We start from the raw sequence: 12,373 nt of genomic DNA, 5'->3' as shown, positions 1-12,373 counted from the left end.
ATAAAGATAATGTTTTTTCGATTTTACCAGTAACATATTGATGTTTATCCGATTTTTCTTTGTGGATTTTACTTGGCTTTGCCGTACTAATACGAATAAAAGATATTTATAACCCTATAAAGACTAGAGTTATATACGATTGGGATATTGAAGGAAATTGACTCAATAACCTGTGTTTCAGTTAATCGAAACATGTCGCAAATTTATTGATGACAGAATCAAGGATTTTTATGAAAAGAGTGATAACACTGTTCGGTTTGGCTTACTTCTCGTGCTCTGTGCTCGCTGTTGAAAAGACAGTCGATTGCGAGAATGCTATGAACACGCTAGAGATTAATCACTGTGCCGCAATTGAGTTGGAATCCGCACAAGCGGAACTGGATAAATACCTTGCAGCCAGCTTTGAGCACAATGCTTATGATGCTGAGCTGGTGGCGTCAATTAAGAAGGCTCAGGAGAGCTGGCAGGCGTACATGTCGGCTCATTGTAACTCTGTTTACACCCAATGGCGTGATGGTTCTATTCGAGGGGTTATGGCGCTTTCCTGCAAGACAAGGTTAACCAAGCAGCGCACGCATGAGGTGTGGGCGAATTTCTTAACCTATATGGACAGCACGCCTCCGGTTTTACCAGAGCCTAAATTAGCGCCGTAGGCAGGTTTAAAATACGTACAGGACTGTGCTCCTGCTTCAACCTTTGGCGTGCTAATAAGAAAGCGATAGGGAGTTGTCTTACTCTGTCGTTCTTAGTCTCTAGTTTGAAGTATTAAAGCTTGAAGCGTTACAGTTTGAAGTATTACCTAGCAAGGATTCGATTTTGAATAATGTCAGTATCACCTTTATTCAGCTTGAAGTTGAATACAAAAACAAACAAAAGAATATCGAGTCGGTCTCTGATCTTTTGCAAGCGGAATCGACAATCGGGGATATCACTCTGTTGCCTGAATTGTTCACTACTGGGTATATTTTTAACGATGCTGAAGAAATTCATGAACTGGCTGAAGACTGCAACGACAGTACTACTATTGATTCATTAACTCAGATGGCAGCGAAGCATCACACCTTGATTGTTGCTGGTATTGCAGAGAAAGATAGCGGCCAATATTACAATAGCGCCGTGGTGGTTGATGGTTCAGGTTTACTTCATAAATACAGAAAAGTCAGTCAAACCAAATTCGACAAACAGTATTTTTCACGTGGGTGTGAGCTCCTTACATTTGAGCTCAAGGGCTTAAAGTTTGGTGTTGCGATTTGCTTTGATATTTGGTTCCCGGAGATCATGAGAGCGTATCAGTCGGTCGACGTTATTCTCCATCCCGCGAATTTTGGTGGTCATCATAGCTTTGCTATTGCTCAAGCGAGAGCTTTAGAAGAGGGGTGTCATGTCGTGACATGTAATCGGGTTGGACAGGATGTGGTTGATGCGTTTACTGCGACTTATTGTGGTGGAAGCAGAATCTACTCACCCAAAGGGGAGTTAATGATTCAGCTCAACGACAAGCAATCTGTAGAAACTGTGAGTATTCAAGATCTCTCGATTGCGCCGCAATACAATGGTATTGATGTCGAAGATGAGATCCAGCAAATAACCGCCCTGTTAAACCGTTAGACCGTTAAATCGTTAGAACAAAGACTAGAGCGACATAAGATCGAAAAACGCAAGGTGATTAAGCCTTGCGTTTTAGTTTGGGAACGAAGCGTTCTTAAGCTTGATCGTTCATTTGGTTCAGATGCTCGACTGAATGGGCGTTTTTCATCCGCTGCGCTTGATGGATATTGACCATAAGACGATTGAGCAGCTTTTGCAGTCGTTCAATATCCGGCAGTTGTTGATTTTTGGCTTCGACTTCTAGCTCCAATGCCTGCTTAGAAAGCATGTTAAGGCCTAAGTTCAGCGACATGCCTTTAATGGAGTGCAGAGTACGACAAAGTGGCTCCAATTCTTTCGCCAAATAGTATTCGATGACGCGGTCAACCGACTGTTCGAACTCAATAATGGTTGAGTCGATAAGTAAGCTGAACCCTTCCGTATCGTCTTTCAGTATGTGTATCACTTCTGAATGGCTGATCTCTTCTTCCGTTAACCTTAACGTTTCAATAGGCTTACGATGAAGTTCGACAATATTTTCATTCTCACTCGAACCTTCGGTTGCGGTTTGTTTCGGTAATCGACTCGAGAACTGTTGTAGGGCATCGAAGAAACTCTCTTGCTGCAGAGGCTTGGTCAGAATATGGTCGACACCCGCCTGAATAAAGTTGTCATGCGCTTCACGGAATACATCGGCCGTGTAAGCGAATATCAAGGTATCGAGTTTCAGTTTTTCACGGATGTGATGCGTTGTTTCGACCCCGTTCATTTCAGGCATATGATTGTCCATCAAGATAAGGTCATATTGAGTGGTTTTGAGGCGTTCAATCGCCAATTTTCCGTTCTCTGCATGATCGACATGATGGCCGAGTTTTTCACAGAAGCCTTGTGCAACAATGGCATTAATACGGTTATCTTCCACCAACAGGATACTTAACGAGTCATAACTGAGGGTTTCTGCATCGACTACATGAGTTGCGATGTCTTTCGCTTTGCTTTCTTGCCATGTGATAGGCAGAGAGACTTGGAATTTTGTACCAAGCCCAACAGCACTGGTTAATGTGATTTCTCCATTCATGAGGTTGACTAGGTTCTTGACGATTGCGAGGCCAAGCCCTGTTCCGCCAAACTTCCTTGTTGTGGAAGTGTCGGCTTGTTCGAACGAATTGAATACCTGCTCGTGCTTATCTTTCGGGATACCAACCCCGGTGTCTGTTACCGTGAGAATCAGTTGGTTGTTGGGGCGATTGAGATCAGCTTGAATGGACACATGACCTTCTTTGGTGAATTTGGTCGCATTGCCGCCCAAGTTGAACATGATTTGACGTAGCCTTGCACAGTCTCCGACGAGTTGGATGTTTTTCGGTATGTTATTTTCGATCAACAAGCGAATGCCTTTTTCATCGGCTAAGGGTTTTAGAGCGCTGCATACAGGCTGCATGACTTGAACAAAGTTAAAGGGAGCTACGTCTAGCTCAAGCTTGTTTTCTTCGACTTTTGAGAAGTCCAGAATATCGTTGAGTATCGTCATCAAGTGGTGACCAGAATCGAGAATGAGATCGATGTTCTCTTTTGTTTCCGGCTCTTGGGTTTGGCTGGCAATGATCTGGGAGATACCAAGTACTCCATTCATTGGCGTTCGAATCTCGTGGCTCATAGTCGACAGAAACTCGCTCTTAGCCCTTACCGCCGCTTCTGCTTTGGTTCTTTCTTCGATTAACTCCTGATTTTTCTCTCGCATTTCGCTGTCATTTTTTACGAGGTTTGTTGTCATTTTTTGAAAGCTTTGTGTGAGGAGAGCCACTTCGTCTTGGCTGTCGTTCTTTGAACCAAGTTCGAGAGTCGCAGCGCCTTGTTTCAAATGGCCAGCGGCAACTTGGTTCGCTGCTTTAAGTAGAGTGTGTAATCTTCGTTTAATTCGCTTGGACGACCACGTAGCAACAAGGAGTGATATGAACACGGAAAACAGTGTTCCGAGGATTAATATGTAGCTGGTTTGATTGGCTGAGCTCTCCGATTTTTCGACCCTGAGAATAATAAGTTGTTGTTCAATTTCAATGAATTGAGCAATCTCTTGGCGGATCTCATCAATCAATTTTTTTCCGGTTTGCTGCTGAGTGAGGTCGATGACACTTTGTATTTCAGCTTCGCCTTTATTGACAAGGCTGCGTTGATTGATCTCTTTCTCTCCAGACTGATTCAGCCATGTTTTATGAATATCATCGATTCTATATAGGCGTTCTACTTGAGGTGGGTTATCACTCACTTGATTCGCAAGGGTTTGGAGTTTTTGAGGCCATACATCAAGAGCTAAATGGTAGGGTTCTAAAAAAACAGGATCACCCGTGATCAAGTAACCACGTTGAGCCGTTTCTATGTCGACTGTTAAGCTGAGAAGTTCTTGAGCCCGAGCGATGGCTTTATGTGTGTGTACAACCCAACTATTGTCTTTTACAACCGTTCGGGTGTTTTCATGGACAGAAAAAGCCACGATAAGCATCAAAGCGATAGGAATCAAAAAGCTGACTAATAGCTTTTTCTGTAGGGATATATTGTCAAACCAACCCGCGATCATAAAACAGCGCTCTCCATGTCGTTGTTATTCACTGTTAGTGTAGATGATAATCAGTCGTTAAGTGCGCAAATAGTTGCTGAGTGTGTAAATACATATTTTAGCGTGTAAGTTTCGCATATTAACGGCATTTTAGGGGCGATTAAGCGGCGTTATTATGTTTCAAAGACAAAAAAGCTAGCCCGAATAAGCTAGCTTTCAACTGTATCATGGGCGGGTTGAGCCCTAAATCGCTTTTACGCTGCTTCGCTCTACAAGAGTCGGTTCTAGTTCAACGACTTGCGGGTAGGCGTCTGGCGTTTGTAGTCGGCTTAACAGGGTATCGACCGCCGCTTTACCTAAACGGTGCTTTGGCTGGTGGATTGTGCTTAAAGCGGGTGTCATGTACTTAGATAAGTGGATGTCATCGTAGCCAATGATAGACAGGTCATTTGGAATCAATGTGCCATCTTGAGCTGCCGCATGAATCACACCCATCGCCATCATGTCGTTACTAACGAACAAGGCCGAAGGCATTTGACCACGAGCTTTCAATGTTTGGTAAGAATCGAAGCCACCATCGCATTCGAAGTTTGATTCAACAATCCACTTAGGGTTGATCTCTAAATTCGCTTCTTCCATTGCTTGTTTATAGCCTTGATAACGAGAAGAGGCTTGGTTGCGATGCAGTGGGCCAGTAATACAGCCAATATCCGAGTGACCATTATCGATCAGGTGCTTAGTTGCCATGTAGCCACCTTGATGCGAGTTGTCTTGGATCTTATCACTTGCGAACAGCATTGGACCCCAGTCCATTACCACGACAGGCAACTCTGGGTAGCGCTCGAACACATCGATATGTTGACCTTCAAGCGTTGAACACATCAGCATCAAGCCATCGACACGCTTTTGTAGCAAGGTATCGATAGAGGATTTCATGCGTTCGCTATCGCCTTCTGTATTACACAAGATAAGGTTGTAGCCTTTCTCATAACAACGACGTTCAACACCTTTCACTACTTCACCAAAGAATGGGTTGGTAGAGGTGGTAACCAGCATGCCCAAGGTTTTGGTTTGCTTCATTTTTAAGCTGCGAGCTAATGCAGACGGCGCGTAGTTGAGTTCTTTGGCCGCACTGTTAACACGCTCAGCAATCTCTTCACTGACAAAACGTGATTTGTTCATCACATGGCTCACGGTAGACGTTGAAACCTTTGCAACCCGAGCGATGTCTTTCATTGTTGCCATATAAAATCCTTGTGGGAATCACTTTTCCACGTTGGGCGATATTCTGCCTGAAAACAGGGGATTATGCTTGATATTTGTTGTTACCGAATTTGAAGGCTTACATCCGTTAACTACGGTTTAGCTCAGGAGTTAACCCGTCAAATAGGTATCAAGCTAAGCCGACAGTTGTTCTGCCAAAAACGCATCGGTTTCAGCACGGCTTGGAATCGACGTTTGAGCGCCAAAGCGAGTCACTGAAATGGCAGCGGCAGCGTGAGCAAACTTAATCGCGCGTTCTAATGGCATGTCTTCAAGCAAGCCTGTGACTAATGCGCCATTGAAAGTATCACCAGCAGCGGTTGTGTCCGTAGCTTCAACGCGGAAGCCTGCGATTAATTCACCTTCGCTAGTTTCATTACCTTGACCGCGATGACTCACCCACACACCTTTCGCGCCTAGCGTGATCATTACCGTTTCGATGCCTTTAGCATGCAGAGCCAAAGCTGCCTGATGAGCAGATGCATTGTCCGTCACGGTAATGCCCGTCAGCACTTCTGCTTCGGTTTCGTTGGGTGTGATCACATCAACACAAGCAAGCAGTGAATCCGATAATGGACGAGCAGGAGCCGGGTTAAGAATCACTTGCGTGCCGCTCTCTTTTGCTACTTTTGCCGCGTATTCAATGCCTTCAATTGGCGTTTCAAGCTGAGTCAGCAGGTACTTAGCACCGCGAATCTTCTCTAGATGCGGTTCGATTTGGTCGCAAGTCAGCTTGTTGTTGGCTTCCGCAGAGAGACAAATGCTGTTTTCGCCTGTTGCTGATACTTGGATCATCGCAATGCCCGTCGGTGTGTTGTCTGCAACGATCACACCGTCGATGTTGATGCCATCTTTGGCAAAGTCTTGACGGATATTGCTCCCAAATGGGTCGTCACCAACACAGGCGATAAAGCCAATGTCTGCGTTTAGTCTTGCTGCGGCCACCGCTTGGTTTGCGCCTTTGCCGCCAGGGATGACCTGATAGTTACCGCCAATCAAGGTTTCACCCGGACGAGGGAACGAAGGAACTTGCAGTACGTGGTCAGCGTTAACGCTACCTAAAACAATCAGTTGAGTCATGATACGAGCCTTATGATATATCGTATTTGAAAATGCATGGGTCTTTCTCATGGTGTTGACTGCGCTCTCGTTTGTAAGCGGCATGAGAAACAGCGATGCACTGTCTGGGTTGGTTTAATAAGGCAGGGATAGGGGAATCCCTGCCTATGTGTCGCTCTATTTTTTTCTTTATTTAATCGATATTGGATTCAATTACTTAGCGATGATTTTTAGAGGTACTGGTACGTACTCGTCTACAGTTTCGCCTTTCAGTACTTTGTCTGCCATTTCAACGCCTAGAGAACCAATTTGGTCAGGCTGTTGCGCTACCGTTGCGCCTAATAGGCCACGGTCAACAGCCGCAATGCCGTCTTCAGTGCCATCAAAGCCGACGATCAATACGTCTTTACCTGAAGCTTGAACTGCGCGAAGTGCACCTAGTGCCATCTCGTCGTTCTGAGCGAATACCGCTTGTACGTCAGGGTTAGCAGCAAGTAAGTTCTCCATTACGTTCAGACCTTTAGTACGGTCGAAATCCGCGGGTTGGCTTGCAAGAAGCTCAAGGTCGCTGCCGTTTACTGCGTTCATGAAGCCTTCACCACGTTCGCGAGCAGCAGATGTACCAGCAATACCTTCAAGTTGGATTACTTTCGCTTTTTCGCCGACTTTTTCCATGATGAAGTGACCTGCCATTTCACCACCGATAACGTTATCAGAAGCGATATGGCTAACTACATCACCACGGCTCGCGCCACGGTCTAGCGTTAGTACTGGGATGTTTGAACGGTTAGCAATGCGAATCGCGTTAGATACTGCATCTGAATCTGTAGGATTAATCAGAATTGCTTTAACACCACGAATGGTTAGATCTTCAATGTTCGAAAGCTCTTTGCTTGGGTCGTTTTGAGAATCAAGAACGATAAGCTTGTAGCCTAGCTCTTCAGCTTTCGCTTCTGCGCCATCTTTCATGGTTACGAAGAATGGGTTGTTCAATGTAGACAGAACGATTGCCATTGTATCTTGCGCCTGTGCAGACACAGATACCGTTGTAGAAAGAAGAGCAGCAGAAATAAGAGTCGCTAATTTTTTCATGGTGTAAGTCCTTTATGTAGGGTGAGCTAGGTTGGATAATCCTAGCTCGTTGTTACATTATTTATTGGTTTAATTGTTACGTCTTGTTTTGAATAGGTGTTGCGTTTACTGAATAAATTAATTTGTGTTACTTGTTTTTGTTGTCGACCAATACCGCCAGAAGAATAACCACTGCTTTTGCAATCATCTGGTAGTAAGAAGATACGTCTAATAGGTTTAGGGCGTTATTTAGGAAGCCGATAATCAGAGCACCAATCAATGTACCCATGATGCGACCACGACCACCAGCTAAGCTCGTGCCGCCAAGTACTACCGCGGCGATGGCGTCTAGCTCATAACCCATACCTGCGGTAGGTTGAGCTGATGACAAACGAGATGCCACGATGATGCCTGCCACTGCTGCTAACAGACCACAGATTGCGTAAACGCCGATTTTTACTTTGTCTACATCGATACCGGATAGGCGAGTTGCTGATTCGTTGCCACCTAGAGCGTAAACATAACGACCGAAACGTGTGTGGTTCAGTAGGTACCATACCGCTGCGAATACCACGACCATGATCCATACTGGAACAGGGATGCCCATTGCGTAGCCTGTACCGAACCAAGCAAATGCGTCTGCTGTTTCAGTGAAGCCTGTTGAGATAGGACGACCGTCGGTGTAAACCATGGTTACGCCGCGCAATAGAGTCATGGTTACTAGCGTTGCGATAAAAGCTTGAACTTTACCCTTTGCGATAATCACACCACTGATAGCACCCAGTGCTGCACCTGCTACTAGAGCGGTTGGAACGGCGATCATGACCGGGATTTCCATGCCAATCATGCTGGCAGCGAAAGCACCACAAAGCGCAAGTACAGAGCCGACACTCAAGTCGATACCCGCAGTTAAGATAACCAGTGTCATACCCACTGCGATAATTGCATTCACAGAGGTTTGGCGCAGAATGTTCAGGATGTTATCGACGGTAAAAAAGTTTGGATTTAAGAAAGAAACGACAACAATCAGGAAGATCAAAGCAATCAATGATTTTTGATCAATCAGCCATTCTTTGCTGATTAACGGCTTCTTCTTTGGCGCTTCAGTTTCAGTTGTTTTGCTCATGGTTTTAGTACTCATGCTGCGTCCTCGTTAATCTTTTTACCGACCGCACATGCCAGTAATAATTCTTGGTTTGCTTCTTTAGCATCAAATTCACCGCTGATGCGGCCTTCATGCATCACCATGATGCGGTCACTCATTCCTAACACTTCTGGCATTTCAGATGAGACCAAAATAATGCTCATGCCGTCGGCTTTGAATTTATTAATGAGTTGGTAAATCTCTTTTTTCGCACCAACATCGACACCACGAGTGGGTTCGTCGAGAATCAGTACTTTTGGTTTGGTCATCAAGCCTTTAGCGATGGCCACTTTTTGTTGGTTACCACCAGAAAGGTTGCCAATGATTTGCTCGCGAGTCGGGGTCTTGATGTTGAAAAGCTTAATGAAGTCATCAACTGCAATCACTTCATCTTTATGTTGGATTTGACCTTTCTTAGTCAGGAGGTCCAGTGCACATAACGACATGTTTTCTTTCACTGAAAGCCCTAGGACAAGGCCATCACCTTTACGGTCTTCAGAGATGTAAGCAATGCCATTGGCCAAGCCATCTTTCGGGCTTACAGGGTTAATGGTTTTGTTTTCTAAGTTGATGACGCCGCGCTCACTCGGAAGTGCACCGTAAATCACTTTCATCAGTTCGGTACGACCTGCGCCCATTAGGCCAGATACGCCAAGGATTTCACCGCGTTTTAGCGTAAAGCTCACGTCATGAACACCAGAACCGGTCAGGCCAATCACTTCAAGGCAGGTTTCACCGTGACTCTGGCCGATACGTGGATATTGTTCGTCTAATTTACGACCTACCATCATTTCGATGAGGCCATCTTCGTCTGTGTCTTTTACTTCACACTGTCCAATGAACTTACCGTCACGAAGCACGGTGATGTCATCGCAAATCTCAAAGATCTCTTTTAAGCGGTGAGAGATGTAAACAATGCCACAGCCTTCAGCGCGCAGTTCGTTAATTACTTTAAACAGAGATTCAGTTTCGGTATCGGTAAGCGCATCTGTTGGTTCATCCATGATGATGACCTTAGACTCAAATGATAGAGCTTTTGCGATCTCTACCATTTGTTGTTCACCAAGGCTTAACTGACCCAAAGGTGTTTTTGAACTGTGTTTAACGTTAAGGCGCTTAAGTAACTTGTCCGCTTCTTGGTACATTTCGTTCCAAAGAATGCGGCCCATGGTTCCGGTGATTTCACGACCTAAGAAGATGTTCTCTGCAATGGTTAGCTCTGGTATTAGGTTCAACTCTTGGTGAATGATACTAATACCGGCTTGTTGTGAGTCACGAGGTCCTTTAAATGCAGCCGGTTTTCCTTGATAAGCGATAGTGCCGCTGTCCAAGTGGTAGATACCCGTAAGCACTTTCATAAGCGTTGATTTACCTGCACCGTTTTCACCCATTAACGCCATTACGCGTCCTGGGTAAACGTTGAGGCTTGCCTTATCTAATGCTTTAACACCAGGGAAGGCTTTCTCAATTGAGCTAAGTTCTAAAATGGCTTGAGTCATGTCGGTTCCTTTACTCGGGGCCAGTTGTATTTGATTGTTCTGTATATGTATTGTGTTTGGTTCAGCAATGACGCTGAACTGTCGTTGCGTTTCGCTTGAGCTAAAACGTTACGCCAGCTTGGAAAATGACATTTGCGTAAGGTGTGCATTCACCTGTGCGGATAACCGCGCGACTTTCATGTGTACGCTGCTTAAATTCTTCATGAGTGATGTAAGTAATCGAAAGAGGTTTGCCGCAACGCGCTTCTTCTGTCTTGATTAAATCAATAAGTGCTGCGTGGTGTTCTGGGCTTACTTTCGCAAACTCTTCTGCAATCACGACGCCTTCAATTTGAGATTCATCTAACATGGTTTTTACTGTTTGCTGAAAACTTGGAACACCGTGAGTCAATGCAAGATCAATGCGAGTTACATGGTCTGGAATCGGTAAGCCCGCGTCACAAATCGTGATTTCATCTGTGTGGCCAAGAGTCGCCACCAAGTAAGAGAGTTCAGAATTAATTAGAGTACTTTTTTTCATATCACGACCTATCGAAAAATAACGTTTAATGGGTTGAGAACAACTCAAGAAAAGCCATCGAAACGTTTCGATAGTGATAATAGTGTGTGATTTATCATTTGCACCCTTCGCTTTCTTAGAGTGTGATGACGATCATCGAAACGTTTCGATGGGGCGTTTTTTGGTGATCGTAATCACTTTCATCGACAGGGGGGTTAATGCAAAAACGAGCTAAGGTTTACTCACCTGAAAGTTCTTAACAAAGTTCATTAGGGGATGTTTTAGGGTGTTTTTCTAATGTTAAGCAATCTGACTCATTGGTGTTTGGGATGATGAATAGCGTATATCCATATCGAGGAATCGTAACAATTTTGATGTTTGAGACTCTTAAACGAATAAGTACATTTCTCAAGTAATAGATGACATTGGTCAGAGCTTGCGCAGGCATGGGTTGGTTATCCCAACAGCCTTCTACTATATCTTTTCTAGGAATGGGTTGTCCGGGGCTTTTTGACAATAGACAAAGCACTGCAAACAGGTGTGGACGCAAATGGATTTTGTTTCCTTGTTTGTTCGTAACATTCCGAGTTGTCACGTCAAGAGTTAGGTCACCAAGGTGGATTTCATTATTCATTGTGTTTCTATCTTTCTCATATTTCATTTGGGAGGGGATGGGTATTGGGATGCCAATTAGAGCGGACGGATTATGCAAAATAACGTCACTCTTGAAAGTAAGCCTTCGTAAGTCCTTACCAATAAAATATAAAAATCGGATAGTTTGAAAAATAAGGGGAGGTCTGGTCTAGAAATGGATGAATTTTTATTTGCTTATTATTCAGATGTTTATTTTGTTTTCACTGATTGTGTTGTTTGAAATTACAAAGTGATTATATTTTTATTTATTTTTTTGTTTTCTGTGAGATTAACCTGCTTGCCAATTCGACGGGGTGTCGGATAACTCTAACAAGATTGTGCAGCAGTGGAAGGCGTAACAATCTTGATTTGCACTAAGTAAGGTCAAGCAGTAATGAACAGCAAATTTATTCTAAGCATCGCGATGATGTCAGCATTTGCAGCAAACAATGTAATAGCAGCAGACAGTGGTTTCTACCTAGGCGGCGCAATCGGCTCATCTGGTATTGATGATGGTGGTTTATTTGAATCATCTAGAGAGCCAATTAGCTTTGAAGCAGAAGATAACACTTACCGAATCATTGCTGGCTACCAGTTTAATCGCATCGTTTCACTTGAACTGCAGTACACAGACTTTGGTGATGTAGTAGCTAAAAACCCGCTAAGTGGTGATGGCTTTACTTGGACTCCTCAAATTTTTTCGGTTGCTGCAAATCTTGGTTACACATTCGATAATGGCGTGCGTCCATTTGGCACCATTGGCCTTTCTTCAATCGATCTAGATATGAAATATTCAGATGGTTCACGTCCTTCGAGTTCTGATTTCGACGATTCTGGTACAGGTCTACGTTTGGGAGTCGGTGTTGAATACACGCCGCCAAAATTCTCTGAGTTTAGCTTAAGACTTGGTTATGAAGCCGATGCCTTTACTATAGAAACTTACGAGGGTGCTTTTGCTCAAAAAAGAAAAGTTGAAAGAGACATTGTATTGGACTCATTTTATGTTGGTGCAACATACAACTTTTAAGTTTCACACTTTGCTAAACGATAAATCGGTTTCTAAA

At 44.1% G+C, this 12,373-nt stretch carries 11 protein-coding genes; 3 read left to right on the top strand and 8 right to left on the bottom strand.

Going from position 1 to position 12,373, the window contains the following annotated elements; genetic code table 11:
• Nucleotides 1-230: 230 nt before the first annotated feature.
• Both AACW75_RS11335 and AACW75_RS11330 read left to right on the top strand, forming a co-directional pair.
• Nucleotides 231-653, top strand: coding sequence for a lysozyme inhibitor LprI family protein (locus AACW75_RS11335; protein WP_145568645.1), 423 nt, complete (start codon nucleotides 231-233; stop codon nucleotides 651-653).
• A gap of 163 nt (nucleotides 654-816) precedes the next feature.
• On the top strand, nucleotides 817-1,608 hold the full coding sequence (locus tag AACW75_RS11330) for a carbon-nitrogen hydrolase family protein (protein WP_102576163.1): 792 nt from the start codon (nucleotides 817-819) through the stop codon (nucleotides 1,606-1,608).
• Between the two features lie 94 nt (nucleotides 1,609-1,702).
• Here the strand turns inward: AACW75_RS11330 and AACW75_RS11325 are convergent, their stop codons facing one another.
• From AACW75_RS11325 to AACW75_RS11290, 8 genes are all read right to left on the bottom strand, one after another.
• Complete coding sequence (locus tag AACW75_RS11325; protein ID WP_145568647.1) at nucleotides 1,703-4,162, bottom strand: CHASE3 domain-containing protein; 2,460 nt, start codon at nucleotides 4,160-4,162, stop codon at nucleotides 1,703-1,705.
• 222 nt (nucleotides 4,163-4,384) lie between these two features.
• The gene (locus AACW75_RS11320) at nucleotides 4,385-5,386 is read right to left on the bottom strand and encodes a substrate-binding domain-containing protein (protein WP_004730338.1); all 1,002 of its coding nucleotides are present in this window, start codon (nucleotides 5,384-5,386) and stop codon (nucleotides 4,385-4,387) included.
• A gap of 153 nt (nucleotides 5,387-5,539) precedes the next feature.
• Entirely contained in the window at nucleotides 5,540-6,484 is a 945-nt protein-coding gene (rbsK, locus tag AACW75_RS11315) for a ribokinase (RefSeq protein WP_145568648.1), read from the bottom strand.
• A gap of 192 nt (nucleotides 6,485-6,676) precedes the next feature.
• Entirely contained in the window at nucleotides 6,677-7,555 is an 879-nt protein-coding gene (gene rbsB / locus AACW75_RS11310) for a ribose ABC transporter substrate-binding protein RbsB (protein WP_017074035.1), read from the bottom strand.
• Nucleotides 7,556-7,682: 127 nt separating this feature from the next.
• The gene (rbsC, locus tag AACW75_RS11305) at nucleotides 7,683-8,675 is read right to left on the bottom strand and encodes a ribose ABC transporter permease (RefSeq protein WP_017074034.1); all 993 of its coding nucleotides are present in this window, start codon (nucleotides 8,673-8,675) and stop codon (nucleotides 7,683-7,685) included.
• A complete protein-coding gene (rbsA, locus tag AACW75_RS11300; RefSeq protein WP_135456724.1) occupies nucleotides 8,672-10,177 on the bottom strand; it encodes a ribose ABC transporter ATP-binding protein RbsA in 1,506 nt (501 codons plus the stop codon). Before rbsA ends, rbsC begins: the two co-directional genes overlap by 4 nt.
• Nucleotides 10,178-10,277: 100 nt before the next feature.
• Complete coding sequence (rbsD, locus tag AACW75_RS11295) at nucleotides 10,278-10,697, bottom strand: D-ribose pyranase (protein WP_029224920.1); 420 nt, start codon at nucleotides 10,695-10,697, stop codon at nucleotides 10,278-10,280.
• Between the two features lie 235 nt (nucleotides 10,698-10,932).
• On the bottom strand, nucleotides 10,933-11,310 hold the full coding sequence (locus AACW75_RS11290) for a winged helix-turn-helix domain-containing protein (RefSeq protein ID WP_145568650.1): 378 nt from the start codon (nucleotides 11,308-11,310) through the stop codon (nucleotides 10,933-10,935).
• A gap of 393 nt (nucleotides 11,311-11,703) precedes the next feature.
• On the opposite strand from AACW75_RS11290, the gene AACW75_RS11285 reads away from it, so the two are divergent.
• Nucleotides 11,704-12,336: a porin family protein gene (locus AACW75_RS11285; protein WP_145568651.1), complete on the top strand. Its 633-nt coding sequence runs from the start codon at nucleotides 11,704-11,706 to the stop codon at nucleotides 12,334-12,336.
• Nucleotides 12,337-12,373: the final 37 nt, after the last annotated feature.

Source organism: Vibrio sp. L3-7, from assembly GCF_963898195.1.
GTDB classification, from domain to species: domain Bacteria; phylum Pseudomonadota; class Gammaproteobacteria; order Enterobacterales; family Vibrionaceae; genus Vibrio; species Vibrio echinoideorum.
This window is presented reverse-complemented; position numbering and strand designations above follow the sequence as displayed.